The sequence below is a fragment of the Pseudomonas tolaasii NCPPB 2192 genome, from assembly GCF_002813445.1.
Taxonomy (GTDB): Bacteria; Pseudomonadota; Gammaproteobacteria; order Pseudomonadales; family Pseudomonadaceae; genus Aquipseudomonas; species Aquipseudomonas tolaasii.
Genome location: NZ_PHHD01000001.1, coordinates 1,037,785 through 1,061,953 on the forward strand (window position 1 = coordinate 1,037,785; position 24,169 = coordinate 1,061,953).

Annotated in this window: 30 protein-coding genes; 18 read left to right on the forward strand and 12 right to left on the reverse strand. The window is 61.2% G+C overall.

Translation table 11 applies throughout. The annotated features are described in order from the left end of the window. Positions 1 to 366 (reverse strand): twitching motility response regulator PilH, encoded by a 366-nt coding sequence (pilH, locus tag ATI14_RS04815; RefSeq protein WP_016972941.1) that lies wholly within the window; start codon positions 364 to 366, stop codon positions 1 to 3. 46 nt (positions 367 to 412) lie between these two features. After that, complete coding sequence (pilG, locus tag ATI14_RS04820) at positions 413 to 820, reverse strand: twitching motility response regulator PilG (RefSeq protein ID WP_016972942.1); 408 nt, start codon at positions 818 to 820, stop codon at positions 413 to 415. A gap of 239 nt (positions 821 to 1,059) precedes the next feature. Here pilG and gshB point away from each other — a divergent pair, with 239 nt between their 5' ends. The 7 genes from gshB (at position 1,060) to ATI14_RS04860 (ending at position 7,063) form a co-directional block, all read left to right on the forward strand. Further along, a complete protein-coding gene (gene gshB / locus ATI14_RS04825; protein WP_016972943.1) occupies positions 1,060 to 2,013 on the forward strand; it encodes a glutathione synthase in 954 nt (317 codons plus the stop codon). A gap of 77 nt (positions 2,014 to 2,090) precedes the next feature. Then, positions 2,091 to 2,996, forward strand: a complete 906-nt coding sequence (locus tag ATI14_RS04830) for an energy transducer TonB (RefSeq protein WP_016972944.1) — start codon at positions 2,091 to 2,093, stop codon at positions 2,994 to 2,996. Positions 2,997 to 3,180: 184 nt separating this feature from the next. Beyond that, positions 3,181 to 3,750 (forward strand): YqgE/AlgH family protein, encoded by a 570-nt coding sequence (locus ATI14_RS04840; protein ID WP_016972945.1) that lies wholly within the window; start codon positions 3,181 to 3,183, stop codon positions 3,748 to 3,750. Next, the gene (gene ruvX, locus ATI14_RS04845) at positions 3,750 to 4,187 is read left to right on the forward strand and encodes a Holliday junction resolvase RuvX (RefSeq protein WP_016972946.1); all 438 of its coding nucleotides are present in this window, start codon (positions 3,750 to 3,752) and stop codon (positions 4,185 to 4,187) included. Before ATI14_RS04840 ends, ruvX begins: the two co-directional genes overlap by 1 nt. A 72-nt stretch (positions 4,188 to 4,259) precedes the next feature. Next, positions 4,260 to 4,766 (forward strand): bifunctional pyr operon transcriptional regulator/uracil phosphoribosyltransferase PyrR, encoded by a 507-nt coding sequence (gene pyrR, locus ATI14_RS04850; RefSeq protein ID WP_016972947.1) that lies wholly within the window; start codon positions 4,260 to 4,262, stop codon positions 4,764 to 4,766. A 24-nt stretch (positions 4,767 to 4,790) separates the two neighbouring features. Continuing rightward, a complete protein-coding gene (locus ATI14_RS04855) occupies positions 4,791 to 5,795 on the forward strand; it encodes an aspartate carbamoyltransferase catalytic subunit (protein ID WP_016972948.1) in 1,005 nt (334 codons plus the stop codon). Then, positions 5,792 to 7,063, forward strand: a complete 1,272-nt coding sequence (locus tag ATI14_RS04860) for a dihydroorotase (RefSeq protein WP_016972949.1) — start codon at positions 5,792 to 5,794, stop codon at positions 7,061 to 7,063. The genes ATI14_RS04855 and ATI14_RS04860 overlap by 4 nt, the downstream gene beginning before the upstream one ends. Before the next feature lie 137 nt (positions 7,064 to 7,200). On the opposite strand, the gene ATI14_RS04865 is transcribed toward ATI14_RS04860, so the two are convergent. Continuing rightward, entirely contained in the window at positions 7,201 to 7,629 is a 429-nt protein-coding gene (locus ATI14_RS04865; protein WP_016972950.1) for an NINE protein, read from the reverse strand. Between the two features lie 249 nt (positions 7,630 to 7,878). Here ATI14_RS04865 and ATI14_RS04870 point away from each other — a divergent pair, with 249 nt between their 5' ends. Further along, entirely contained in the window at positions 7,879 to 8,517 is a 639-nt protein-coding gene (locus tag ATI14_RS04870) for a C40 family peptidase (protein WP_016972951.1), read from the forward strand. A gap of 146 nt (positions 8,518 to 8,663) precedes the next feature. Here ATI14_RS04870 and ATI14_RS04875 read toward each other — a convergent pair whose 3' ends face one another. Beyond that, positions 8,664 to 9,698, reverse strand: coding sequence for a type IV pilus twitching motility protein PilT (locus ATI14_RS04875; RefSeq protein ID WP_016972952.1), 1,035 nt, complete (start codon positions 9,696 to 9,698; stop codon positions 8,664 to 8,666). 57 nt (positions 9,699 to 9,755) lie between these two features. Here ATI14_RS04875 and ATI14_RS04880 point away from each other — a divergent pair, with 57 nt between their 5' ends. The 9 genes from ATI14_RS04880 (at position 9,756) to ATI14_RS04920 (ending at position 16,492) form a co-directional block, all read left to right on the forward strand. Then, entirely contained in the window at positions 9,756 to 10,442 is a 687-nt protein-coding gene (locus ATI14_RS04880; protein WP_016972953.1) for a YggS family pyridoxal phosphate-dependent enzyme, read from the forward strand. Positions 10,443 to 10,475: 33 nt separating this feature from the next. Then, complete coding sequence (gene proC, locus ATI14_RS04885) at positions 10,476 to 11,294, forward strand: pyrroline-5-carboxylate reductase (protein WP_016972954.1); 819 nt, start codon at positions 10,476 to 10,478, stop codon at positions 11,292 to 11,294. 24 nt (positions 11,295 to 11,318) lie between these two features. After that, the gene (locus tag ATI14_RS04890) at positions 11,319 to 11,906 is read left to right on the forward strand and encodes a YggT family protein (RefSeq protein WP_016972955.1); all 588 of its coding nucleotides are present in this window, start codon (positions 11,319 to 11,321) and stop codon (positions 11,904 to 11,906) included. 228 nt (positions 11,907 to 12,134) lie between these two features. Then, positions 12,135 to 13,274, forward strand: a complete 1,140-nt coding sequence (gene metX / locus ATI14_RS04895) for a homoserine O-succinyltransferase MetX (RefSeq protein WP_016972956.1) — start codon at positions 12,135 to 12,137, stop codon at positions 13,272 to 13,274. A gap of 7 nt (positions 13,275 to 13,281) precedes the next feature. Continuing rightward, entirely contained in the window at positions 13,282 to 13,902 is a 621-nt protein-coding gene (gene metW / locus ATI14_RS04900; protein WP_016972957.1) for a methionine biosynthesis protein MetW, read from the forward strand. Positions 13,903 to 13,923: 21 nt separating this feature from the next. Beyond that, the gene (locus tag ATI14_RS04905) at positions 13,924 to 14,358 is read left to right on the forward strand and encodes a DUF4426 domain-containing protein (protein ID WP_016972958.1); all 435 of its coding nucleotides are present in this window, start codon (positions 13,924 to 13,926) and stop codon (positions 14,356 to 14,358) included. Continuing rightward, positions 14,355 to 14,951, forward strand: a complete 597-nt coding sequence (gene rdgB / locus ATI14_RS04910; protein WP_031320178.1) for an RdgB/HAM1 family non-canonical purine NTP pyrophosphatase — start codon at positions 14,355 to 14,357, stop codon at positions 14,949 to 14,951. Before ATI14_RS04905 ends, rdgB begins: the two co-directional genes overlap by 4 nt. Further along, entirely contained in the window at positions 14,948 to 16,150 is a 1,203-nt protein-coding gene (gene hemW / locus ATI14_RS04915) for a radical SAM family heme chaperone HemW (protein WP_016972960.1), read from the forward strand. Before rdgB ends, hemW begins: the two co-directional genes overlap by 4 nt. A gap of 18 nt (positions 16,151 to 16,168) precedes the next feature. Further along, a complete protein-coding gene (locus tag ATI14_RS04920) occupies positions 16,169 to 16,492 on the forward strand; it encodes a DUF3392 domain-containing protein (RefSeq protein WP_016972961.1) in 324 nt (107 codons plus the stop codon). Between the two features lie 127 nt (positions 16,493 to 16,619). Here the strand turns inward: ATI14_RS04920 and trmB are convergent, their stop codons facing one another. The 4 genes from trmB to ATI14_RS04940 form a co-directional block, all read right to left on the reverse strand. Then, entirely contained in the window at positions 16,620 to 17,345 is a 726-nt protein-coding gene (gene trmB / locus ATI14_RS04925; protein ID WP_016972962.1) for a tRNA (guanosine(46)-N7)-methyltransferase TrmB, read from the reverse strand. A 9-nt stretch (positions 17,346 to 17,354) separates the two neighbouring features. After that, a complete protein-coding gene (locus ATI14_RS04930) occupies positions 17,355 to 18,149 on the reverse strand; it encodes a thiazole synthase (RefSeq protein WP_016972963.1) in 795 nt (264 codons plus the stop codon). A 48-nt stretch (positions 18,150 to 18,197) separates the two neighbouring features. Beyond that, a complete protein-coding gene (gene thiS, locus ATI14_RS04935; RefSeq protein ID WP_031320180.1) occupies positions 18,198 to 18,398 on the reverse strand; it encodes a sulfur carrier protein ThiS in 201 nt (66 codons plus the stop codon). Positions 18,399 to 18,469: 71 nt separating this feature from the next. Beyond that, positions 18,470 to 18,847 (reverse strand): DUF423 domain-containing protein, encoded by a 378-nt coding sequence (locus ATI14_RS04940; RefSeq protein WP_080520150.1) that lies wholly within the window; start codon positions 18,845 to 18,847, stop codon positions 18,470 to 18,472. 74 nt (positions 18,848 to 18,921) lie between these two features. Between ATI14_RS04940 and mtgA the strand changes: the two genes are divergently transcribed. Continuing rightward, on the forward strand, positions 18,922 to 19,644 hold the full coding sequence (gene mtgA / locus ATI14_RS04945) for a monofunctional biosynthetic peptidoglycan transglycosylase (protein WP_016972966.1): 723 nt from the start codon (positions 18,922 to 18,924) through the stop codon (positions 19,642 to 19,644). A gap of 174 nt (positions 19,645 to 19,818) precedes the next feature. On the opposite strand, the gene rpoH is transcribed toward mtgA, so the two are convergent. The 4 genes from rpoH to ftsY form a co-directional block, all read right to left on the reverse strand. Beyond that, complete coding sequence (gene rpoH / locus ATI14_RS04950) at positions 19,819 to 20,673, reverse strand: RNA polymerase sigma factor RpoH (RefSeq protein ID WP_016972967.1); 855 nt, start codon at positions 20,671 to 20,673, stop codon at positions 19,819 to 19,821. 129 nt (positions 20,674 to 20,802) lie between these two features. Beyond that, complete coding sequence (ftsX, locus tag ATI14_RS04955; RefSeq protein WP_080520151.1) at positions 20,803 to 21,828, reverse strand: permease-like cell division protein FtsX; 1,026 nt, start codon at positions 21,826 to 21,828, stop codon at positions 20,803 to 20,805. Further along, positions 21,825 to 22,496, reverse strand: coding sequence for a cell division ATP-binding protein FtsE (gene ftsE / locus ATI14_RS04960; protein ID WP_003234627.1), 672 nt, complete (start codon positions 22,494 to 22,496; stop codon positions 21,825 to 21,827). The genes ftsX and ftsE overlap by 4 nt, the downstream gene beginning before the upstream one ends. Beyond that, positions 22,493 to 23,950, reverse strand: a complete 1,458-nt coding sequence (ftsY, locus tag ATI14_RS04965) for a signal recognition particle-docking protein FtsY (RefSeq protein ID WP_100831474.1) — start codon at positions 23,948 to 23,950, stop codon at positions 22,493 to 22,495. Before ftsY ends, ftsE begins: the two co-directional genes overlap by 4 nt. Positions 23,951 to 24,169: the final 219 nt, after the last annotated feature.

Here is a 24,169-nt window from a genome sequence, read left to right on the forward strand (position 1 = left end):
TCAGCCGGCCAGCACCTTGTTCAGGGTGGCGATCAGGGTGTCTTCGTCCACCGGCTTGGTCAGGTAATCCTTGGCGCCCTGGCGCGCGCCCCAGATCTTGTCGGTTTCCTGGTCTTTGGTGGTGATGATGATGATCGGAATGCCGTTGGTTTCCGGCTCCTTGGACAGCTGGCGGGTGGCCTGGAAGCCATTGAGGCCCGGCATCACGATGTCCATCAGTACGGCGTCGGGCAGTTCCTGGCGGGCCAGGGCCACGCCGTCCGCGCCGTTTTCGGCTTTCAGAACCTGGTGGCCGTGCTTTTCCAGCATGCCGGTCAGTTTGTACATTTCGGTCGGCGAATCGTCGACGATCAGAACACGTGCCATGGTTTTCCCCACTACATTGGTGGACGCCGGCCCTTGTGAGGCGGTGTCAGTGTGCTTGTTCTACTGCGGCGAAGGCAGGCACGTAGGCCTTGATCGCGCCCAGCAGTTCTTCCTTGCTGAAAGGCTTGGTCAAAAACTGATCGACACCCACGATGCGCCCCTTGGCCTTGTCGAACAGGCCGTCCTTGGACGACAACATGATCACCGGAATCGACTTGAACGCCGGGTTGTTCTTCACCAGCGCGCAGGTCTGATAGCCATCCAGGCGCGGCATCATGATGTCGACAAAGATAATGTGCGGGTGGTGATCGACAATCCGGGCCAGCGCATCGAAACCGTCGATGGCCGTGATGACATCGCAGCCGGCGTTCTTCAACAGGGTTTCGGCGGTGCGGCGGATCGTTTTCGAATCGTCGATCACCATCACTCTCAAGGCGTTGGAATGCTGTTCCATATCTGCTCTACCATCGCCACAGCGAATCGGTTTTCGGTGTGTACTGCCTGATGTCTCACAGGTTGAACGCCGCAAGCCTCGGAATTCAAGGGCTGCTGCTTCGTGGCAGTCTTTTTAGCACAGTCTCCGGGCGCAATCTATCGAGCAACCGGCGCGGTGGTTTTTCCTTGACCCACAACAGCCGCAGCGCCACTCTGACGCCACTTTTATGCGCCCTTATTTGCTAGAGGAAATCCCCCATGAGCGTTCGCGTCGGCATTGTCATGGACCCTATCGCCAGCATTTCCTATAAAAAGGACAGCTCGCTGTCCATGCTCCTGGCCGCCCAGGCCCGCGGCTGGACCCTGTTCTATATGGAGCAGCGCGACCTGTACCAGGGCGACGGCGAAGCCCGTGCCCGCATGCGCCCGCTGCAGGTGTTCGCCAACCCTGAAAAGTGGTTCGAACTTGCAGATGAGATCGACAGCCCGCTGGCCGACCTCGATGTGATCCTGATGCGCAAGGATCCGCCGTTCGACATGGAGTTCGTTTATTCCACCTACCTGCTGGAGCAGGCCGAGCGCGCGGGCGTGCTGATCGTCAACAAACCGCAGAGCCTGCGCGACTGCAATGAAAAGCTGTTCGCCACGCTGTTCCCGCAGTGCACGCCGCCGACCGTAGTAAGCCGTCGCGCCGATGTACTGCGTGAATTTGCCGCCAAACATGGCGACGTGATCCTCAAACCCCTGGACGGCATGGGCGGCACTTCGATCTTCCGTCACCGCGCCGGCGACCCGAACCTGTCGGTGATCCTGGAAACCCTGACCGTGCTGGGCACCCAGCAGATCATGGGCCAGGCTTACATTCCGGCGATCAAGGACGGCGACAAGCGCATCCTGATGATCGACGGCGAGCCGGTGGATTACTGCCTGGCACGTATTCCGGCGGCCGGCGAAACCCGTGGCAACCTGGCGGCTGGTGGCCGCGGTGAAGCCCGCCCGCTGACAGACAAGGACCGCTGGATTGCAGCCCAGGTCGGCCCGACCCTGCGTGAAAAAGGCCTGCTGTTCGTAGGGCTGGACGTCATTGGCGAGAACCTCACTGAAATCAACGTCACCAGCCCGACCTGCATTCGCGAGATCGACAACGCATTTGGCACGAACATCGGCGAAATGCTGATGGCCGCCATCGAACGCAAGCTACAAGCCAAGTGACATAGAACAGCCGGACACGAACCAACATTGCGTTATCATGCGCCACCTGTGAAACGCGCGATGTTGGTTTTTTTGTCATGACACTCCCGTCCGAGCTGCCTCCCGAACTCTCCCACAGCGGCGTGCGCCCGGCTGATCGGCTTGGATTTACCCTGTTTCTGGCTGCCTTGATTCACCTGGCCCTGATCCTCGGCGTGGGTTTCACCATGGTCGAGCCCAAGCAAATCACCAAAACCCTGGAAATCACCCTCGCCACGTTCAAGAGCGAAAAGAAGCCCGAAAAGGCTGACTTTCTCGCCCAGGACAATCAGCAGGGCAGCGGCACGCTGGACAAGAAAGCCGTGCCCAAGACCACCGAGGTGGCGCCATTTCAGGACAACAAGGTCAATAAAGTCACGCCACCACCGACGCCCAAGCCCGAGGTCAAGCAGGCCGCGCCCAAGGCAGCCGTGACCACCGTTGCGCCCAAGCCGCAAAAAGCCCCGACCCAGCGCGAAAAAACCAAGACCGAACCGCAGCCTGAACCCGTCAAGCCGGCGCCGACGTTCGACAGCTCGCAACTCTCCGACCAAATCTCCAGCCTCGAAGCCGAACTGGCCAATGAGCAGCAACTGTACGCCAAGCGCCCGCGCATCTACCGCCTGAACGCGGCGTCGACCATGCGCGACAAGGGCGCCTGGTATAAGGACGAATGGCGCAAGAAGGTCGAACGCATCGGCAACCTCAACTACCCGGATGAGGCACGTCGCCAGCAGATTTACGGCAATTTGCGCCTATTGGTGTCGATCAACCGCGATGGCTCGCTCTATGAAGTGCAGGTACTGGAGTCGTCCGGCCAGCCGTTGCTGGACCAGGCTGCCCAGCGCATCGTGCGCCTGGCTGCGCCCTTTGCCCCGTTTACCGGGGACTTGAACGACGTGGACCGCCTGGAAATCATCCGCACCTGGAAGTTTGCCAAGGGGGACCGGCTGTCCAGCAACTGACTCTGTGGCGAGGGAGCTGATGATCGTTCCCACGCTCCGCGTGGGAATGAATCCTGTGACGCTCTGCGTCACGCCTGTAAAAGCGGACGCAGAGCGTCCAGGGCGGCATTCCCACGCAGAGCGTGGGAACGATCTTCACCTTCGCAGCTTGTCAGTTCGCCCCTCCACCGCCACACTAGCGGACATGAAAAATGTCAGTCCGACCTACCTCAAGCACCAATTCCTGATCGCCATGCCCCATATGGCCGACCCGAACTTTGCGCAAACCTTGACCTACATTGTCGAGCACACGGCCAATGGTGCCATGGGGTTGGTGGTGAACCGCCCGCAAGAGCTGAACCTGGCGGATATTCTTGAGCAACTGCGCCCCGAAATCGACCCGCCGGCCCGCTGCCAGGGCGTGCCGATCTACATCGGCGGGCCGGTGCAGACCGATCGCGGCTTTGTACTGCACCCCACCGGGCCGACGTTCCAGGCCACGGTCGAGCTGGAAGGCGTGTCACTGTCCACGTCCCAGGACGTGCTGTTCGCCATCGCCGACGGCATTGGCCCCGAGCAAAGCGTGATCACCCTCGGCTACGCCGGTTGGGAAGCCGGGCAACTGGAAGCCGAGCTGGCCAGCAATGCCTGGCTGACCTGCCCGTTCGACGCCGACATTCTGTTCAACACCCCCAGCGAACTGCGCCTGGAAGCGGCCGCCGCCAAGCTGCGCGTCAACCTCAGCCTGCTGACCAGTCAGGCGGGGCACGCCTGATGACCTTGCGCTTGATCCTCGGTTTTGACTACGGCACCAAACAAATCGGCGTGGCCGTCGGCCAGGTGATCACCGGCCAGGCCCGTGAGCTATGCACCCTGAAAGCCCAGAACGGCGTGCCGGACTGGAACCAGGTCGAAGCCCTCATTAAAGAGTGGAAACCCGACGCGGTGGTGGTCGGCCTGCCCCTGAACATGGACGGCACCCCCAGCGACATGTGCCTGCGCGCCGAAAAGTTCGCCCGCCGCCTCAATGGCCGCTACAACCTGCCCTTCTATACCCACGATGAACGCCTCACCACCTTTGAAGCCAAAGGCGAGCGCCGTGACCGTGGCGGGCAGAAAGGCAGCTACCGCGACAACCCCGTGGACGCCATCGCCGCCGCCTTGCTGTTGCAGGGCTGGCTGGATGAAAACACGGCTTTATTTGAATCCTGACTGACGCGGCTTGCCGCGTCTTTTTACGTTTGAGCCCGGACCTTGCCACGCCAAGGTCCTGAAGGAGCCTGCATGAGCTTGCCCAACCCCGCCGAACTGATCAGCCAAATGGCCACAAGCCTCACGGCCCATCTGCAACACCGCAACATCAGCGAGCCGCGCTTCATCGGCATTCGCACCGGCGGCGTGTGGGTGGCCCAGGCGCTGCTGGACGAACTGGGCAGCGACTCGCCGCTGGGCACGCTGGACGTGTCCTTCTACCGCGACGACTTCAGCCAGAACGGCCTGCACCCGCAGGTGCGCCCGTCGGCCCTGCCGTTCGAGATCGAAGGCCAGCACCTGGTGCTGATCGATGACGTGCTGATGAGCGGCCGCACCATCCGCGCCGCCCTGAACGAACTGTTCGACTATGGCCGCCCCGCCAGCGTGACCCTGGTGTGCCTGCTGGACCTGGACGCCGGCGAATTGCCGATCAGCCCGGATGTGGTCGGCGCCACACTGTCGCTTTCAGCCCATCAGCGGGTAAAATTGTCCGGTCCCACGCCGCTCGAACTCGAACTGCAAGACCTAGCCCTTTAAACCGCCTTGTACAGAGTCCCCGCGATGACGCCTCTAGATGCCAAGCGCCCGCTGCAGCTCAATGCTCAGGGTCAATTGCAACACTTCTTGTCCCTCGACGGTTTGCCCCGCGAACTGCTCACCGAAATCCTCGACACCGCCGACTCGTTCCTCGAAGTCGGTGGCCGCGCGGTGAAGAAGGTCCCGCTGTTGCGCGGCAAGACCATCTGCAACGTGTTCTTCGAGAACTCGACCCGCACCCGCACCACCTTTGAACTGGCGGCCCAACGGCTGTCGGCTGACGTGATCACGCTGAACGTGTCTACCTCGTCGGCGAGCAAGGGCGAAACCCTGCTCGACACCCTGCGCAACCTGGAAGCCATGGCTGCAGACATGTTCGTGGTGCGCCACGGCGACTCCGGCGCCGCGCATTTCATCGCCGAGCACGTGTGCCCGCAGGTGGCGATCATCAACGGCGGCGACGGCCGCCACGCCCACCCGACCCAGGGCATGCTCGACATGCTCACCATCCGTCGGCACAAGGGCAGCTTTGAAAACCTCTCGGTGGCCATTGTCGGCGACATCCTGCACTCGCGGGTCGCCCGTTCGAACATGTTGGCCCTCAAAGCCCTGGGTTGCCCGGACATCCGCGTGATCGCCCCAAAAACCCTGCTGCCGATCGGTATCGAGCAGTACGGCGTCAAGGTCTACACCGACATGGCCGAAGGCCTCAAGGATGTGGACGTGGTGATCATGCTGCGCCTGCAACGCGAGCGCATGGCCGGTGGCCTGCTGCCGAGCGAAGGCGAGTTCTACCGCTTGTTCGGCCTGACCACCGCACGCCTGGCCGGCGCCAAGCCGGACGCCATCGTGATGCACCCGGGCCCGATCAACCGCGGCGTTGAAATTGAGTCGGCAGTGGCCGACGGCTCGCAGTCGGTGATTCTGAACCAGGTCACCTACGGCATCGCGATTCGCATGGCGGTGATGTCCATGGCCATGAGCGGGCAAACCGCGCAACGTCAATTCGAGCAGGAGAACGCCCAGTGAAGCTCAGCATCCTCGGCGCCCGCGTCATCGATCCGGCCAGCGGCCTGGATCAAGTTACCGATCTGCACCTGGAAGCCGGCAAGATCATCGCCATCGGCGCCGCGCCCACGGGCTTCAGCGCCAGCGAGACCATCGACGCCAAGGGCCTGGTGGCCTCGCCTGGCCTGGTGGACCTGAACGTCGCCCTGCGCGAACCGGGTTACAGCCGCAAAGGCACCATCACCAGCGAAACCCGCGCCGCCGCTGCCGGTGGCGTGACCAGCCTGTGCTGCCCGCCACACACCAAGCCGATCCTCGACACCTCAGCCGTGACCGAGCTGATCCTCGACCGCGCCCGTGAAGCCGGCAATTGCAAAGTGTTTCCTATCGGCGCGCTGAGCAAAGGCCTGGAAGGCGAACAACTCGCCGAACTGATCGCCCTGCGCGACGCCGGTTGCGTGGCTTTCGGCAACGGCCTGGAGAGCTTTCGCAGCACCCGCACCCTGTTGCGCGCCCTGGAATACGCGGCCACTTTCGATTTGACGGTGATCTTCCACTCCCAGGACCGCGACCTGGCCGAAGGCGGCCTGGCTCATGAAGGTGCGGTCGCCAGTTTCCTGGGTTTGCCGGGCATTCCGGAAACCGCTGAAACCGTGGCGTTGGCCCGTGACCTGTTGCTGGTCGAGCAAAGCGGCGTGAGGGCACACTTCAGCCAACTGACCAGCGCGCGCGGCGTGGCCCTGATCGCCCAGGCTCAGGCTCGCGGCCTGCCGGTGACGGCGGATGTGGCGTTGTATCAGCTGATTCTGACGGATGAAGCGCTGATCGACTTCTCCAGCCTGTACCACGTGCAACCGCCACTGCGTACCCGCGCCGACCGTGACGGTTTGCGTGAGGCGGTGAAGTCGGGCGTGGTCTCGGCGATTTCCAGCCACCACCAGCCTCACGAGCGCGATGCCAAGCTGGCGCCGTTCGGCGCGACGGAGCCAGGCATCAGCAGCGTCGAGCTGTTGCTGCCGCTGGCAATGACGCTGGTGGAAGACGGTTTGCTGGATCTGCCGACGCTGCTCGCGCGGCTGAGCGCCGGCCCGGCTCAAGCCTTGCGCCTGCCCGCAGGCAAGCTGGCCGTGGGTTCGGCGGCGGATCTGGTGCTGTTTGACCTGGGCAGCTCCACGGTTGCCGGTGAGCAATGGCTGTCAAAAGGCGAGAACTGCCCGTTTATCGGGCATAGCCTGCCGGCGACGGTGCGGTACACATTGGTAGATGGGCGGATCAGCTACCAGGCATAAAGCGGGCACAATAAACAATGTGGGAGCTGGCTTGCCTGCGATACAGGCACCTCGGTGGTTCTGGCAAACCGAGGTGATGCTATCGCAGGCAAGCCAGCTCCCACAAAAGCCAGCTCCCACATTTGATTTGTGTTGCCCTACCGCCCGGCATTGCGCTCGGCATTGCGGATCGAAATCTGCGTATTCAGCGTCCAGAAGTCATACAGCACCCCCACCAGGAACAACCCGCCGGTCAGCAGGTAGATCAGGCCGGTGATCCATTTGCCCTGGTACATGCGGTGCACGCCGAACACCCCGAGAAACGCCAACAGAATCCAGGCCACGTTGTACTCAATCGGCCCTGCGGTGAAACGCAGGTCCGCTTCACGGTCCATGGCCGGGATCAGGAACAAGTCAATCAGCCAGCCAATACCCAGCAGGCCGAAGGTGAAAAACCAGATCGTCCCCGTGACGGGTTTGCCGTAATAGAAGCGATGCGCTCCGGTAAAACCGAAAATCCAGAGCAGGTAGCCGATCACCTTGCTGTGGGTGTCTTGCCCGGAATAACCCTGTTGATAGGTGTTCATGAAGGACCTCTTTTGCCTCGATAGATAAATTTTTTCATTTTCTTTGTGACTTTTTTACGGGCGCCCGACGTACGGCCAATGGTATCTTCCTTCCCGCAAAGCCTTATGCCACCTGACTTCTGTAGGACAATGGCGGCAATTAGTCGCGTTTTTCCTGAATTTGACCCCAGGGTTCAGTCGACAAACGGCCTGATTACGCCACAAAAAGCTGTTATAAAGTTGCGCGCAAACCTAAAAGAGCCACGCCTAATGCGACCATTTTTCAAGACATGGCTAACCATCTGCCTATTAATGCCACTGGCCGCCCACGCCACCAATCGTGAGCAACGTCTTCCCAACGTTAACGGTTTCACCCCTAAAGTTCACAGCACACCCAGCACTGCCAAGTCGGTAAAGCTGACCGTCAATCGCCCGACTCAAGTGAGCAAGGCCCACGGTAAAGCACTTCACACCCAACTGGCCGTCAATACCAAACAAAGCAGCAACGTCCTCAGCCGCGCCGTTAACGTGCTCGGTACTCCTTATCGTTGGGGCGGCAGCAGCCCAAGTAAAGGGTTCGACTGCAGCGGCTTGGTGAAATATGCGTTTAACGACGTAAAAGCAGTAGATTTGCCGCGTACCTCCAACGCCATGGCCGCCGGCCACGGTTTGAAGGTCGACCGCAAGGACCTGAAGCCGGGCGACCTGCTGTTCTTCAAATTGAAGAGCCGCCAGGTCAACCACGTTGCCATCTACCTGGGCAACGATCGCTTTATCCACGCACCGCGTCGCGGCAAGGCCGTCAGCATCGACACGCTGAAAAAGCCGTTCTGGGACAAGAACTACGTGATCGCCAAGCGGGTTCTGCCCAAAGAGCAGAACAACAACCTGCGGGTTGTTCAGCGCTGATCCTGAAGGCGCCAGGCTCCCCCTTTGAAATGCAATCAAATGTGGGAGCTGGCTTGCCTGCGATGACGGTGTGCCAGCCGACAAAGATGTTGCCTGGCAGTCAGCTATCGCAGGCAAGCCAGCTCCCACACTGATTTCATTAGTCTTTAGATATCTGCGGGCACCCTCGCCTTCTCCCGCGCATCTTCCCGGCTGACCAGCCCTTCCCCGACCAGCGCCTTCAAACTCATATCCAGCGTCTTCATCCCCAACGCCCCACCGGTTTGAATCGCCGAGACCATCTGCGCCACCTTGTCCTCACGGATCAAATTCCGGATCGCCGGCGTGCCCAACATGATTTCGTGGGCCGCCACACGCCCGCCGCCAACCTTCTTCACCAGCACCTGGGAAACCACGGCCTGCAACGACTCCGACAGCATTGAACGCACCATGGCTTTTTCTCCGGCCGGAAACACGTCCACCAGCCGGTCCACGGTCTTTGCCGCCGACGTGGTATGCAAGGTACCAAACACCAAATGCCCGGTCTCGGCGGCCGTCAGCGCCAGTCGGATGGTTTCCAGGTCACGCAGCTCGCCCACCAGAATCACATCCGGGTCTTCGCGCAAGGCCGAACGCAGCGCCGTCGAGAAACTGTGGGTATCGCGGTGCACCTGACGCTGGTTGATCAATGCCGTTTGAGGCCTGTGGATAAATTCGATGGGGTCTTCCAGCGTGAGGATGTGCTGGCGCCGATGCTGATTGAGAAAATCGATCATCGCCGCCAGCGTCGTGGATTTGCCGGAACCGGTAGGCCCGGTAACCAACACCAGCCCGCGCGGCAACTGGGCGATCCGCTGAAACACCTCGCCGAGCCCGAGGCTCTCCAGGCTCTGCACCTGTGCAGGAATCGTGCGAAACACCGCGCCCATGCCGCGATCCTGTTGAAACACGTTGGCGCGAAAACGCCCTACACCGGGCAATTCGAAGGCAAAATCCGTTTCAAGAGATGTTTCGAAATCCTTTTGCTGGTGTGTGTTCAGCAAAGGACTCAACAGATCCGCAACTTGCGTAGGTGAAAGTGTCGGCCCCTCCAGCGGCCAGACCTCGCCATCGACGCGCACCATTGGCACCAGGCCAGCCGATAAATGCAGGTCGGAAGCGCCGCGGCGCACGCTGGCCGTCAGCAGTTCAGTGATATCCAAAGGGCTTTCCATTTCCAGTAGAATGCCGCGGACTCCATATCCACGGGTGCAACTTGAATGTCGACGATAGCAGACAACATTGGCCGGGTTAGCCAGCGCATCCGCGCCGCGGCCCTCGCCGTGCAGCGCGACGAAAACAGCATCCACCTGCTGGCCGTGAGCAAGACCAAACCTGCCCAGGCCGTGCGCGAAGCCTATGCCGCCGGGATGCACGATTTTGGCGAGAACTACCTGCAGGAGGCCCTGGGCAAACAGGCCGAATTAACTGACCTGCCCTTGAGTTGGCACTTCATCGGCCCCATTCAATCGAACAAGACTCGCGCGATCGCCGAGAACTTCGCTTGGGTGCATTCCGTGGACCGTCTGAAAATTGCACAACGCCTGTCCGAACAACGCCCGGCCGACCTGCCGCCGCTGAACATCTGCATTCAGGTAAACGTCAGTGGCGAAGCCAGCAAGTCCGGCTGTACGCCCGCCGATCTGCCAGCGCTGGCCCACGCGATCAGCGCCCTGCCGCGCTTGAAACTGCGCGGTTTGATGGCCATTCCCGAGCCGACCGAAGATCGCACCGAACAAGACGCAGCCTTCGCCACCGTGCGCGAGCTGCAAGCCCGTTTGAATCTGCCGCTGGACACACTTTCCATGGGCATGAGCCACGACCTTGAGTCGGCCATTGCCCAAGGCGCCACCTGGGTGCGGATCGGTACCGCCCTGTTTGGCGCCCGCGACTACGGCCAGCCGTGAAATGGCTGACTTCCATCTGAGTAAGGACCTGTCATGAGCGACACGCGTATTGCCTTTATCGGCGCCGGTAACATGGCGGCCAGTTTGATCGGCGGCCTGCGGGCCAAGGGGTTGCAAGCCCAACAGATCCGCGCCAGCGACCCGGGCGCCGACACCCGCGCCCGCGTTAAAGCCGAGCACGGAATCGAAACCTTTGCCGACAACGCCGAAGCCATCCAGGGCGTTGACGTGATCGTGCTGGCGGTCAAGCCGCAAGCCATGAAAACCGTGTGCGAAAGCCTGCGCTCAAGCCTGCAGCCACACCAACTGGTGGTGTCGATTGCCGCCGGTATCACCTGTGCGAGCATGACCCAGTGGCTCGGTGCCCAGCCCATCGTGCGCTGCATGCCCAACACGCCGTCGCTGCTGCGCCAGGGCGTGAGCGGGTTGTACGCAACGTCCGACGTGACGGCTGCACAGCGCGATCAGGCGCAGGCGCTGCTGTCCGCCGTGGGCATCGCCCTGTGGCTGGAGCAGGAGCAGCAACTGGACGCCGTCACCGCCGTCTCCGGCAGCGGCCCGGCCTATTTCTTCCTGCTGATCGAAGCCATGACCGCCGCCGGCGTGAAGCTGGGCCTGCCGCAGGAAGTCGCCAAGCAATTGGCCGAACAAACCGCCCTGGGCGCCGCGAAGATGGCGGTAACCAGCGACGTGGACGCTGCCGAGTTGCGCCGCCGTGTGACGTCCCCGGGCGGCACGACCCAAGCGGCAATCGAATCGTTCCAGGCCGGGGGCTTCGAAGCCCTGGTGGAAAAAGCACTGGGTGCCGCGGCGCATCGTTCGGCAGAAATGGCCGAACAGCTGGGCAAATAGTCGTACCCCTACAAGGAAACCAACATGCTCGGAATCAATGACGCTGCCATTTTCATCATCCAGACCCTGGGCAGCCTGTACCTGCTGATCGTGCTGATGCGTTTTATCCTGCAACTGGTGCGGGCGAACTTTTACAACCCGCTGTGCCAGTTTGTGGTCAAGGCTACGCAACCGCTGCTCAAGCCACTGCGTCGGGTGATCCCGAGCCTGTTCGGCCTGGACATGTCGTCGCTGGTGCTCGCACTGCTGCTGCAGATCATGCTGTTTGCGGTGATCCTGCTGCTCAACGGCTACCAGGCCAACACCGTGCTGCTGTTGCCATGGGGCCTTATCGGCATTTTCTCGCTGTTTTTGAAGATCATCTTCTGGTCGATGATCATCAGCGTGATCCTCTCGTGGGTCGCGCCCGGCAGCCGCAGCCCTGGTGCCGAGCTGGTGTACCAGATCACCGAGCCGGTGCTGGCGCCGTTCCGCCGGTTGATCCCGAACCTGGGTGGTCTGGATATCTCGCCGATCTTCGCGTTTATCGCGATCCAGTTGCTGCAAAGCTGGGTGATTCCGCGTTTGGCGTACTTTGCGTACATGCCTAAAGAGCTGTTCGGGCTGATCTGACACGGCCACTTGTAGGAACTGGCTTGTGTGGGAGCTGGCTTGCCTGCGATTGCATCGCTGCGGTGTGACTGACACACCGCGGTGCCTGTATCGCAGGCAAGCCAGCTCCCACACAGCCCGGCCCCCACATTTTGTACTGTTTATTGAATTGAATCCGTGCAGGCCTTTGCTTGCCGCTGGGCCCCCCGCTCTTTAGACTTACGCCTCATTTAAACGAGAGCAGGGTCGATGCCAGCTGCCTTTCCCCCCGATTCTGTTGGACTGGTCGCGCCCCAAGTGGCGCACTTCAGCGAACCGCTGGCCCTGGCCTGCGGCCGGTCGCTGCCCGCCTACGACCTGATCTATGAAACCTACGGCCAACTGAACGCCACGGCGAGCAATGCCGTGCTGATCTGCCATGCCTTGTCCGGCCATCATCACGCCGCCGGTTTTCACTCGGCCGACGAGCGCAAGCCCGGCTGGTGGGACAGCTGCATCGGTCCCGGCAAGCCCATCGACACCACCAAATTCTTTGTGGTCAGCCTGAACAACCTCGGCGGCTGCAACGGTTCCACCGGCCCGAGCAGCCTCAACCCGGAAACCGGCAAGCCGTTCGGCGCCGACTTCCCGGTGCTCACCGTGGAAGACTGGGTGCACAGCCAGGCGCGCCTGGCCGACCTGCTGGGCATCAATCAGTGGGCAGCCGTGATCGGCGGCAGCCTCGGCGGCATGCAGGCGCTGCAATGGACCATCACTTATCCGGACCGCGTGCGCCATTGCCTGGCCATCGCCTCGGCGCCTAAATTGTCGGCGCAGAACATCGCTTTCAACGAAGTGGCGCGCCAGGCCATCCTCACCGACCCCGAGTTCCACGGCGGTTCGTTCCAGGAAGCCGGCGTGATTCCCAAGCGCGGCCTGATGCTGGCGCGGATGGTGGGGCATATCACCTACCTGTCCGATGACTCCATGGGCGAGAAATTCGGCCGTGGCCTCAAGAGCGAAAAGCTCAACTACGACTTCCACAGCGTCGAGTTCCAGGTGGAAAGCTACCTGCGTTATCAGGGCGAGGAGTTCTCCGGGCGTTTCGACGCCAACACCTACCTGCTGATGACCAAGGCGCTGGACTACTTCGACCCGGCCGCCAACCACGACGATGACCTGGCGAAAACCTTCGAGCACGCCAGGGCCAAGTTCTGCGTGATGTCGTTCACCACTGACTGGCGTTTCTCTCCGGCGCGCTCCCGTGAGCTGGTGGACGCCCTGATGGCCGCGCGCAAAGACGTCTGCTACCTGGAGATCGACGCGCCGCAGGGCCACGACGCTTTCCTGATCCCGATCCCGCGCTACTTGCAGGCGTTCGGCAATTACATGAACCGGATTACTGTGTGAGAACGCCATGAGAGCCGACCTGGAAATCATCCAAGACTGGATCCCCGCCGGCAGCCGCGTGCTCGACCTGGGCTGCGGCGATGGCGAACTGCTGAGCTGGCTGCGCGACAACAAGCAAGTCACCGGCTACGGCCTGGAAAACGACCCGGACAACATCGCCCAATGCGTGGCCAAGGGCATCAACGTGATCGAGCAGGACCTGGACAAGGGCCTGGGCAACTTTGCCAGCAACAGCTTCGACATCGTGGTCATGACTCAAGCCCTGCAAGCCGTGCACTACCCGGATCGAATCCTCGACGAAATGTTGCGCGTGGGCCGCCAGTGCATCATTACGTTCCCCAACTTCGGCCACTGGCGCTGCCGCTGGTACCTGGCCACCAAGGGCCGCATGCCGGTGTCGGATTTCCTGCCGTACACCTGGTACAACACGCCCAACATTCACTTTTGCACCTTCGAAGACTTTGAGGCCCTGTGCGGCGAGCGCGAAGCCAAAGTCATCAACCGCCTTGCCGTCGATCAACAGCACCGCCACGGCTGGGCGAGTAAGCTATGGCCCAACCTGTTGGGCGAAATCGGGATTTACCGGGTCAGCAGCCCTGGCCTGACCGACCACAAGATTGCCGTCTAATCATTTTCAAGAGGGACGTTCATGAGTCGTTTGGCTGTTTTTTTATTGACCGCACTGCTTGGCGCCAACGCCATGGCCGCCGACGTTATCGACCCTAACCGCACGAAAGAATTCGGCGACATCACCGTGCGCTACAACACCTTCACCTCCAGCTTCCTGCAGCCGGAAACCGCACAGGCCGCAGGTGTGGTACGCAGCAAGAACAAGGGTTTGATCAACGTTTCCGTATTCAAGGGCGTGACGCCGGTGGTGGCGCAAGTCACCGGTACCATCAAGGATTCGCTGGGCAAAAGCGAAGTGCTGACCTTCAAGCAGATCACCGAAAAAGGCGTGACCAATTACCTCGCGCCCTACTCCGTGCCGCAGCAGGAATTCAAAACCTTCACCATCAATGTTGAAACCGCCGGCAAGGCCCACGGTTTCAGTTTTGTCCAAGAACTTTTCCCGGCCGAATGATGAATCTTTCCCAACTCGTACTGGCCAGCCATAACGCCGGCAAACTCAAAGAACTGCAGGCCATGCTCGGCGAGTCCGTGCAATTGCGCTCGATTGGCGAGTTCAGCCAGGTGGAACCGGAAGAAACCGGCCTGTCGTTCGTCGAGAACGCCATCCTCAAGGCACGCAATGCCGCACGCATCTCCGGCCTGCCGGCACTGGCCGACGATTCGGGCCTGGCGGTGGATTTCCTCGGCGGCGCCCCAGGCATCTACTCGGCGCGCTATGCCGATGGCAAAGGCGACGCGGCCAACAACGCCAAGCTGCTGGACGCCCTCAAGGATGTGCCGGATGCCGAGCGCGGCGCGCAATTCGTCTGCGTGCTGGCACTGGTTCGCCATGCTGACGACCCGTTGCCGATCCTCTGCGAAGGCCTGTGGCACGGGCGCATTTTGCACGCAGCCAGCGGCGAGCACGGCTTTGGCTATGACCCGCTGTTCTGGGTGCCGGAGCGCAATGTCTCGAGTGCCGAGCTGGCCCCGGCCGACAAAAACCAGATCAGCCATCGCGCCCGCGCCATGGTTCTGCTGCGCCAGCGTCTGGGCCTGAAATGACCCAGAACACCTCTGCGCAGCCGCTGATCCACGGCGGCGCGCAAACACCTCGGGCGGCCCTGCCGGTGCTGCCGCCCCTGGCGCTGTACATCCACATTCCGTGGTGCGTGCGTAAATGCCCTTATTGCGACTTCAACTCCCACACCGCCAGCAAGGTGCTGCCGGAAGAAGAGTATGTGGACGCGCTGCTGGCCGACCTCGACCAGGACCTGCACGCGGTGTATGGCCGCGAATTGAGCTCGATCTTCTTCGGCGGCGGCACCCCGAGTCTGTTCAGCGCTGCGGCGCTGGGCCGTTTGCTCAAGGGTGTGGAAGCACGCATCCCGTTTGCCCGCGATATCGAAATCACCCTGGAAGCCAACCCCGGCACCTTCGAGCAAGAGAAGTTCGTGGCGTACCGCAAGCTGGGCATCAACCGCCTGTCTATCGGGATCCAGAGCTTTCAGCAGGAAAAGCTTGAAGCCCTGGGCCGCATCCACAACGGTGACGAAGCCGTGCGTGCTGCCGGCATGGCCCGCCAGGCCGGGTTCGATAATTTCAACCTGGACTTGATGCATGGCTTGCCGGACCAGTCCCTGGAAGACGCTTTAAGCGACCTGCGCCAGGCCATCGCGCTGAAGCCGACACACCTGTCGTGGTACCAACTGACCCTCGAACCCAACACCGTGTTCTGGAACCAGCCGCCCGCGCTGCCGGAAGACGACACGCTGTGGGATATCCAGGAGGCCGGCCAGGCGCTGCTGGCCGAACACGGCTACGCGCAATATGAAGTCTCGGCCTATGCCCAGCCCGGTCGCCCGGCACGGCATAACCTGAACTACTGGAGTTTCGGCGATTTCATCGGCATCGGCGCCGGTGCCCACGGCAAGCTGAGCCACCCGGACGGACGCATCGTGCGCACCTGGAAGACTCGCGCACCAAAGGATTACCTCAACCCGGCCAAAAGCTTCCAGGCCGGCGCGAAGGAACTGACCAACGAAGAGCTGCCATTCGAGTTCCTGATGAACGCGTTGCGCCTCACTGAAGGCGTCGACGCCAGGCTCTACGCCGAGCGTACCGGCCTTGATCTGGCCAGCCTCGACGAAGGCCGCCGTGAGGCCGAACAAAGTGGCTTAATGCAGGTCGAACCGTCACACCTGGCGGCCACCGACCGCGGGCAACTCTTTCTCAATGACCTGTTGCAGAAGTTTTTGAGCTGACGCTCTTAAGGAAATCACATGGATTTGGTACTCGACCTGCTCGCCACCGTATCCCGCTGGAGCCGTAGCAACCTGTCGGAAATCTCCCTGGCCCTCGTAGGCTGTTTGCTGGTGTTGTTTGGCGCCGACATCAAGGGCTGGGTCGAAGCCCGCCTGGGCAGCATTGCTGGCGCATTGCGCGTACCGCTGATGGCGTTGGTGTGCATGATCGGCAGCGGCGCCGCGTTGATCTATGCCACACCGTGGATTGTGCGGGGCTTGAGCCAGTTCAATAACTACAGCCTGGCGCCGGTGCTGGTGGTTGTGCTGGTGTTGATTGGCGTAGTCGCAGACCGCCGCTGATCCCAAAGCCAACACAAAACAAATGTGGGAGCTGGCTTGCCTGCGATGCAGACACCTCGGTGTATCAGTGATACCGAGGTGATGCTATCGCAGGCAAGCCAGCTCCCACAGTTTTGACCGCGTACTGTCAGTCGACTTTCTCGAACTTCAAATCCCAAACCCCATGCCCCAGTCGCTCGCCGCGGCGCTCAAATTTGGTGATCGGGCGCTCCGCCGGGCGCGGCACGCATTTGCCGTCTTCGGCGATGTTGCGGTAGCCGGGGGCGACGTTCATCACTTCCAGCATGTATTCCGCATACGGTTCCCAGTCAGTGGCCATGTGCAGGATGCCGCCCACTTTCAGCTTGCTGCGCACCAGCTCCGCGAAGGACGCCTGGACGATGCGGCGCTTGTGGTGACGGGATTTGTGCCATGGGTCGGGGAAGAACAGCATCAACCGGTCGAGGCTGTTGTCGGCGATGCAGCGGTTGAGCACTTCAATCGCATCGCAGTCGTAGACCCGCAGGTTGGTCAAGCCCTGGGTCAGCACGCCGTTGAGCAGCGCGCCGACACCCGGGCGGTGCACTTCAACACCGATAAAGTCCTGTTCCGGCGAGGCAGCGGCCATTTCCAGCAGGGAATGGCCCATGCCGAAGCCGATTTCCAGGGAACGCGGGGCCGAACGGCCGAACACCTGGTCGTAGTCCACCGGCGCATCGGCCAATGGCAGCACGAACAGCGGCGCACCTTGCTCCAGGCCCTTTTGCTGGCCTTCGGTCATGCGACCGGCGCGCATCACAAAACTCTTGATGCGGCGGTGCTTGGACTCATCGCCTTCTTCCACGGTGTTCGGCGTTTCGTTTGATTCAGTCATCAATGGCTCTTACTTGATCAGACCATCCAGCGGCGAGGAGGCGCTGGCGTAGAGTTTTTTCGGCATACGGCCGGCGAGGTAGGCCAGGCGGCCCGCGACGATGGCGTGTTTCATGGCTTCGGCCATCATGATCGGCTGCTGAGCGTGGGCAATCGCCGAGTTCATCAGCACCGCTTCGCAACCCAGTTCCATGGAGATGGTCGCGTCGGAGGCAGTGCCCACGCCCGCATCCACCAACACCGGAATTTTGGCTTCTTCAAGGATGATCTGCAGGTTGTACGGGTTGCAGATACCCAGGCCGGAACCGATCAGGCCCGCCAGCGGCATCACCGCGATGCAGCCGATTTCCGCCAGTTGGCGCGCGATGATCGGGTCATCGCTGGTGTAGACCATCACGTCAAAACCTTCCTTGACCAGTGTTTCGGCGGCCTTGAGGGTTTCGATCACGTTGGGGAACAGGGTTTTCTGGTCGGCCAACACTTCCAGCTTCACCAGGTTGTGGCCGTCGAGCAGCTCACGGGCCAGACGGCAGGTGCGCACGGCCTCGATGGCGTCGTAGCAGCCGGCAGTGTTCGGCAGGAAGGTGTAGCGATCCGGCGACAGCACTTCGAGCAGGTTCGGCTCGCCTTCGATCTGGCCCAGGTTGGTGCGGCGTACGGCAAAGGTGACGATTTCGGCGCCCGAGGCTTCGATGGCCAGGCGGGTTTCTTCCATGTCGCGATACTTGCCGGTGCCGACCAGCAAACGGGACTGGTAGGTACGACCGGCCAGGACGAAGGGCTTGTCGCTACGAACGATGCTCATGGGAAATCCTCGAATTGGGGTGAGGTTCTGCAGAATTCAGGCGGGCGACTAGCCGCCGCCGATGGCGTGGACCACTTCGACCTGGTCACCTTCGGTGAGCGCAGTCTCGGCGTGCTGGCTACGCGGGACGATATCCAGGTTGAGTTCCACTGCGACGCGACGCCCGGTCAGGTCGAGGCGGGTCAGCAGGGCCGCAACGGTTTCACCGTCGGGCAGTTCAAAGGATTCGCCGTTCAACAGAATGCGCATGCCGCGGGCCGCCATCGTTTTTAGGGGCCCGCATTCTAGCCCGATTGCCGCAGCAGGCCCAAGCCCCTCGGTCAGATGGCCTGCAACCGCCACGCCGCCAAACCGAGGAAAAACCAGCCCAGCAGGAAGGCCAGACCGCCAAAGGGTGTGATGATGCCGAGCTTGCTGAAACCGGTCAGCATCAATACATACAGGCTGCCGGAGAACAGCAGGATGCCGACGGTAAACGAGATTCCCGCCCAGCTGACCAGCCGGCCAGGAATATGCGCGGCCAACAGCGCGACGCCGAATAATGCCAGGGCGTGTACCAATTGGTAGGTGACGCCGGTGTGGAAGATCGCCAGGTACTCGGCGCTCAACCGGTTTTTCAGGCCATGGGCGGCGAAGGCGCCGAGCGCGACGCCGGTGAAACCGAAAAAGGCAGCCAGCATCAGAAAGCTACGCAGCATGAGGAACTCCAGTCAGACGCAAGGGGCAGGGTCTGTATAATGGCCCGCTCAACGGGTTCGGCCAAGCCATCTCTATGCTGCGTCTCCTCTTCAAGCGTTTTCTCAAAGTCGTGAAATGGTTTGCCATCGGCAGTGTGTTGCTGGTGCTGCTGTTTCGCGTCGTGCCGCCGCCGTTCACGGCCTTGATGGTCGAACGCAAGATCGAGTCGTGGGTCGACGGCGAGCCGATTGACGTGCAGCGTACCTGGGTGCCGTGGGATGAGATCTCCGATGACCTTAAAGTGGCGGTGATGGCCGGGGAAGACCAGCGTTTCCCGCAGCACTGGGGCTTTGATTTCGGCGCGATCCAGGCGGCGATCCTGCACAACGAGCGCGGCGGTTCGATTCGCGGCGCCAGCACCTTGAGCCAGCAGGTGTCGAAAAACCTGTTTCTGTGGACCGGCCGCAGCTATTTGCGCAAGGGCCTGGAGGCGTGGATTACCGGGCTGATCGAGGTGTTGTGGCCCAAGCAACGGATTCTTGAGGTGTACCTCAACAGCGTGGAATGGGATGAAGGCGTGTTTGGCGCCGAAGCGGCGGCGCGGCATCACTTCGGGGTGAGTGCCAAAGGGCTTTCCCGCCAACAGGCCAGCTATCTGGCGGCGGTGTTGCCTAATCCCAGGGTTTGGAGCGCCAGTCATCCAACTGCCTATGTGGCACGGCGCGCGGCGTGGATTCGCCAACAGATGAGCCAACTGGGTGGCGATGGCTACTTGGTGGAACTGAACAACACCCGCAAAGCCCCCTGGTCCGACTGACACAACACAGAACCACTGTGGGAGCTGGCTTGCCTGCGATGAGGCCCTGTCAGTCAGCTCATTTGCAGGCTGACCCACCGCTATCGCAGGCAAGCCAGCTCCCACAGTGGAGCGCGTTAGGCACGTACAAAAATGCCCCGATCTTTCGACCGGGGCATTTTTTATTGCTGCGTTTTAAGCCGCGATCGACAATTTCAACTTGTTCATCGCGCTTTTCTCAAGCTGACGAATCCGCTCCGCCGACACGTTGTACTTCTGCGCCAGGTCGTGCAGCGTGGCTTTGTCTTCCGCCAGCCAGCGCTGGTAGAGGATGTCACGGCTGCGGTCGTCCAGCACTTCCAGCGCTTCGTGCAGGTTGTGGTTGGAGTTGTCGCTCCAGTCGGCGTCTTCCAGTTGACGCGCCGGGTCGTACCGGTGGTCTTCCAGGTAGTTGGCCGGCGATTGGAAGGCGCTGTCGTCGTCCGCTTCAGCAGCGGGGTCGAAGGCCATGTCATGGCCGGTCAGGCGGCTTTCCATCTCGCGCACTTCACGGGGTTCCACACCGAGGCTTTCGGCCACGCGGTGGACTTCCTCGTTGTTCAGCCACGCCAAGCGTTTCTTTTGGCTGCGCAGGTTGAAGAACAGCTTGCGCTGGGCCTTGGTGGTCGCGACTTTCACGATGCGCCAGTTGCGCAGGATGAATTCGTGGATTTCCGCCTTGATCCAGTGCACGGCGAACGACACCAGACGCACACCCATTTCCGGGTTGAAGCGTTTCACAGCCTTCATCAGGCCGACGTTGCCTTCCTGGATCAGGTCAGCCTGAGCCAGGCCGTAGCCGCTGTAGCTACGGGCGATATGTACGACAAAACGCAGGTGGGCGAGCACCATCTGCCGAGCCGCCCCCAAATCCTGCTCATAGTAGAGACTCTCGGCCAGTTCACGCTCCTGCTCGGGCGTCAGCAATGGAATGCTGTTGACCGTGTGCACATAGGCCTCCAGGTTCGCACCCGGGACCAGAGCATAAGCAGGTTGCAAAGAAGTGGTCATACGAAAAAACCTCCGACTCACATAACTCGTGCAGTGAAGCACTGCGAAAATTGACCGGGAACCGTAGGACAAGTTCCCTAAACCACCATTACGGTCAATACAAACGAAACCACATTACCCTGACATTAACTACTTCGGCGCCAGCTCACGCAGGTGACGGGCCACCGCAATCCAGGCACCGATATACCCCAACAACACCGCGCCAAGCAAGAGACTCAGACCATCGGCGACCGGCACGCCCGCCAGGGCGAAATCACTGCCGTACAAGCCGGCAAGCCCTACAACCGCATCGTTCAACCAGTCCAGGCCAAAAGCCAGTACGCCCCAGGACAAAATCCCGGCACCAAAGCCATAAAGCGCGCCCATATAGAGAAAAGGACGACGCACATAGCTGTCCGTGCCGCCGACCAGTTTAATCACTTCTATCTCGGTGCGACGGTTTTCAATATGAAGACGAATGGTATTACCTATCACCAAAAGTAATGCGGACACCAACAGCACCGTCAGGCCAAACACAAAGCGGTCACCCAGCTTGAGGATCGCCGCCAGGCGCTCTACCCAGACTAGATCAAGTTGCGCCTGTTGCACCTTGGGCATCTCTGCGAGTTTTTGCCGCAGGGCTTCCAGCGCGGGCTTGTCGACTTCATTCGGCGTCACCAGCACCACGCCCGGCAGCGGGTTTTGCGGCAGCTCTTTAAGGGCTTCGCCCAGGCCGGATTGTTGCTGGAACTCTTCCAGGGCCTGATCGCGGCTGATGTACTCGGCATCCGCTACGCCCGGCAGGTTCTTGATGTCATCGCGCAAGCCCTCGCCGTCTTTGGCGCTGGCGTCGATATTCAAATATAGCGAAATCTGCGCCGCGCGCTGCCAGGAACCGCCGAGGCGCTCCACATTATTAAGCAGCAGCGACAAGCCCATCGGCAGGCTCAAGGCCACGGCCATGACCAGGCAGGTGAAGAAGCTGCCGATCGGCTGCTTGCCCAGACGGCGCAGGCTGTCGAGCAAACTGGCGCGATGGCTTTCGATCCAGGCGCGCAGCAGCGTGCCGAAATCCGGGCCATCGTCATCATCATGTTTTTTCTTTTTCTGCGGTTGCGGATCGGCGGCTTTCGGCGCCACGCGCTCGGAGACCTTGGGGCTGCGGGTAGCACTCATACGCCAGCCTCCCCGTCACCGATCAGGCGGCCGCGTTGCAGGGTCAGCATGCGGTGGCGCATGCGCGCAATCAGCGCCAGGTCGTGGCTGGCGATCAGCACGCTGGTGCCCAGGCGGTTTATATCTTCGAACACCCCCATGATCTCGGCCGCCAGGCGCGGGTCGAGGTTACCGGTGGGTTCGTCCGCCAGCAGAAGGGCCGGGCGGTGGACGATGGCACGGGCAATACCGACGCGTTGCTGCTGGCCGGTGGACAGGTCGCCGGGGTACAGGTCGGTCTTGTCCGACAGCGCCACGCGCTCCAGGGCCGAATCCACGCGCTTGACGATTTCGGCTTTGGACAACCCGAGAATCTGCAGCGGCAAGGCGACGTTGTTGAACACCGTGCGATCAAACAGCAACTGGTGATTCTGGAACACCACGCCAATCTGGCGGCGCAGAAACGGAATCTGCGCATTGCTGATAGTGGCCAGGTCCTGCCCGGCCAGCAGCAGTTTGCCCGTGGTCGGGCGCTCCATGGCCAGCAACAGACGCAGCAGCGTGCTTTTGCCGGCGCCCGAATGGCCGGTCACAAACAAAAATTCGCCGCGACGCACTCGAAAGCTCAGCTCATGCAAGCCCACATGCCCGTTGGCATAGCGTTTACCGACCTGTTCGAATCGAATCATGAACGCTCCCGCTCGGCGAAAAGTGCCTGTACAAAGGGTTCGGCTTCAAAGGTGCGCAGGTCATCGATGCCTTCACCGACGCCGATGTAACGAATCGGCAACCCGAACTGTTTGGCCAGCGCGAAAATCACGCCGCCTTTGGCCGTGCCGTCGAGCTTAGTCAATGCCAGGCCGGTCAGTTGCACCGTCTGGTTGAATTGCTTGGCCTGGCTGATGGCGTTCTGCCCAGTACCGGCGTCAAGCACCAGCAGCACTTCGTGCGGGGCGTCGGCGTCGAGCTTGCCGATTACGCGGCGGACTTTCTTCAGCTCTTCCATCAAATTGTCTTTGGTGTGCAGGCGGCCGGCGGTATCGGCGATCAACACGTCGATATTACGGGCCTTGGCAGCTTGAACGGCGTCGAAGATCACCGAAGCCGAATCTGCACCGGTGTGCTGGGCGATCACCGGGATCTTGTTGCGCTCACCCCAGACCTGCAACTGCTCAACCGCAGCGGCGCGGAAGGTGTCGCCCGCCGCCAGCATGACTTTCTTGCCTTCGGACTGCAGCTTCTTGGCCAGCTTGCCGATGGTGGTGGTCTTGCCCGCGCCGTTCACGCCGACGACCAGGATCACGAACGGTTTCTTCGGCGTGATCACCAGCGGGGCTTCCACGGGCTTGAGCAGGGCGGCCAGTTCGGCCTGCAGGGATTTGTACAGAGCGTCGGCGTCGGTCAGCTGCTTGCGCGCGACCTTCTGGGTGAGGCTGCGGATGATCACGGCGGTGGCTTCGACGCCTACGTCAGCAGTGAGCAAGCGCGTTTCGATGTCTTCCAGCAACTCGTCATCGATGACTTTCTTGCCGAGGAACAGGCTGGCCATGCCCTCGCCGATGCTGGCGCTGGTTTTGCTCAGGCCTTGCTTGAGGCGGGCGAAGAAACCGGTTTTGCTGGTTTCGACAGGGGCCGCGACAGGCTCCGGCTCAATTACGGCAGGCACTGCAACCATTACGGGAGCAGGGGCAGGCTCCGGCTCAATTACGGCAGGCACTGCAACCATTACGGGAGCAGGGGCAGGCTCGACCGGCGCTGGAGCTTCTACAACCGGTGCGGCTTCGACAGCCACTTCAACCGGCTCGACCACCGGCGGAATCGGCGGCACCACGTGCTCGGCCTGTACATCTTCAACCAGCGCAACAGGCTCTTCGGCCACCGGCAGCTCCAGCCACGGTTTGTGCTCCGGTTCAGGCTCAACCTCTGCCACCGGCTGCAATACCGGTTCGGCTATCGGCAACACGATCGGTGCCGGCGTTTCAGCAACCGGCTCAGCGTCCAATACCGGCTCGGGAGCTGGCTCAGGCTGGACTTGCGGCTGTTCGACGACGGTTTCCTGCGGCTTTTTGCGCAGCCATCCGAACAGGCCTTTTTTCTCGCCAGCCGCGGCTGGGTTCTTCTTGTCGTCGTTGGAACCAAACATGGAGGACGGCTATCTCAAAGTAGCGATGCGCCAGGGCGCCTCGGTAAATAAATTCGATGCAGAACAGACTGCTTTAACGCTCGCTTGTTCATGCGCAACATTTTGTAAGGCGTAAATAAAGGCCTTAGCAAATCGTTTCAATAAAGGACTGAAGCGATAAGATCGTCGAAAAGCGGAAGATCGTCGGGGAAAACCAACGCCAAATCCTACATTCCTACG

What these genes read in the sequence shown, in the direction of transcription:
- pilH (WP_016972941.1), bottom strand. Translation starts at nt 366, where the DNA reads ATGGCACGTGTTCTGATCGTCGACGATTCGCCGACCGAAATGTACAAA.
- pilG (WP_016972942.1), bottom strand. Translation starts at nt 820, where the DNA reads ATGGAACAGCATTCCAACGCCTTGAGAGTGATGGTGATCGACGATTCG.
- gshB (WP_016972943.1), top strand. Translation starts at nt 1,060, where the DNA reads ATGAGCGTTCGCGTCGGCATTGTCATGGACCCTATCGCCAGCATTTCC.
- ATI14_RS04830 (WP_016972944.1), top strand. Translation starts at nt 2,091, where the DNA reads ATGACACTCCCGTCCGAGCTGCCTCCCGAACTCTCCCACAGCGGCGTG.
- ATI14_RS04840 (WP_016972945.1), top strand. Translation starts at nt 3,181, where the DNA reads ATGAAAAATGTCAGTCCGACCTACCTCAAGCACCAATTCCTGATCGCC.
- ruvX (WP_016972946.1), top strand. Translation starts at nt 3,750, where the DNA reads ATGACCTTGCGCTTGATCCTCGGTTTTGACTACGGCACCAAACAAATC.
- pyrR (WP_016972947.1), top strand. Translation starts at nt 4,260, where the DNA reads ATGAGCTTGCCCAACCCCGCCGAACTGATCAGCCAAATGGCCACAAGC.
- ATI14_RS04855 (WP_016972948.1), top strand. Translation starts at nt 4,791, where the DNA reads ATGACGCCTCTAGATGCCAAGCGCCCGCTGCAGCTCAATGCTCAGGGT.
- ATI14_RS04865 (WP_016972950.1), bottom strand. Translation starts at nt 7,629, where the DNA reads ATGAACACCTATCAACAGGGTTATTCCGGGCAAGACACCCACAGCAAG.
- ATI14_RS04870 (WP_016972951.1), top strand. Translation starts at nt 7,879, where the DNA reads ATGCGACCATTTTTCAAGACATGGCTAACCATCTGCCTATTAATGCCA.
- ATI14_RS04880 (WP_016972953.1), top strand. Translation starts at nt 9,756, where the DNA reads ATGTCGACGATAGCAGACAACATTGGCCGGGTTAGCCAGCGCATCCGC.
- proC (WP_016972954.1), top strand. Translation starts at nt 10,476, where the DNA reads ATGAGCGACACGCGTATTGCCTTTATCGGCGCCGGTAACATGGCGGCC.
- ATI14_RS04890 (WP_016972955.1), top strand. Translation starts at nt 11,319, where the DNA reads ATGCTCGGAATCAATGACGCTGCCATTTTCATCATCCAGACCCTGGGC.
- metX (WP_016972956.1), top strand. Translation starts at nt 12,135, where the DNA reads ATGCCAGCTGCCTTTCCCCCCGATTCTGTTGGACTGGTCGCGCCCCAA.
- metW (WP_016972957.1), top strand. Translation starts at nt 13,282, where the DNA reads ATGAGAGCCGACCTGGAAATCATCCAAGACTGGATCCCCGCCGGCAGC.
- ATI14_RS04905 (WP_016972958.1), top strand. Translation starts at nt 13,924, where the DNA reads ATGAGTCGTTTGGCTGTTTTTTTATTGACCGCACTGCTTGGCGCCAAC.
- rdgB (WP_031320178.1), top strand. Translation starts at nt 14,355, where the DNA reads ATGATGAATCTTTCCCAACTCGTACTGGCCAGCCATAACGCCGGCAAA.
- hemW (WP_016972960.1), top strand. Translation starts at nt 14,948, where the DNA reads ATGACCCAGAACACCTCTGCGCAGCCGCTGATCCACGGCGGCGCGCAA.
- ATI14_RS04920 (WP_016972961.1), top strand. Translation starts at nt 16,169, where the DNA reads ATGGATTTGGTACTCGACCTGCTCGCCACCGTATCCCGCTGGAGCCGT.
- trmB (WP_016972962.1), bottom strand. Translation starts at nt 17,345, where the DNA reads ATGACTGAATCAAACGAAACGCCGAACACCGTGGAAGAAGGCGATGAG.
- ATI14_RS04930 (WP_016972963.1), bottom strand. Translation starts at nt 18,149, where the DNA reads ATGAGCATCGTTCGTAGCGACAAGCCCTTCGTCCTGGCCGGTCGTACC.
- thiS (WP_031320180.1), bottom strand. Translation starts at nt 18,398, where the DNA reads ATGCGCATTCTGTTGAACGGCGAATCCTTTGAACTGCCCGACGGTGAA.
- ATI14_RS04940 (WP_080520150.1), bottom strand. Translation starts at nt 18,847, where the DNA reads ATGCTGCGTAGCTTTCTGATGCTGGCTGCCTTTTTCGGTTTCACCGGC.
- mtgA (WP_016972966.1), top strand. Translation starts at nt 18,922, where the DNA reads ATGCTGCGTCTCCTCTTCAAGCGTTTTCTCAAAGTCGTGAAATGGTTT.
- rpoH (WP_016972967.1), bottom strand. Translation starts at nt 20,673, where the DNA reads ATGACCACTTCTTTGCAACCTGCTTATGCTCTGGTCCCGGGTGCGAAC.
- ftsX (WP_080520151.1), bottom strand. Translation starts at nt 21,828, where the DNA reads ATGAGTGCTACCCGCAGCCCCAAGGTCTCCGAGCGCGTGGCGCCGAAA.
- ftsE (WP_003234627.1), bottom strand. Translation starts at nt 22,496, where the DNA reads ATGATTCGATTCGAACAGGTCGGTAAACGCTATGCCAACGGGCATGTG.
- ftsY (WP_100831474.1), bottom strand. Translation starts at nt 23,950, where the DNA reads ATGTTTGGTTCCAACGACGACAAGAAGAACCCAGCCGCGGCTGGCGAG.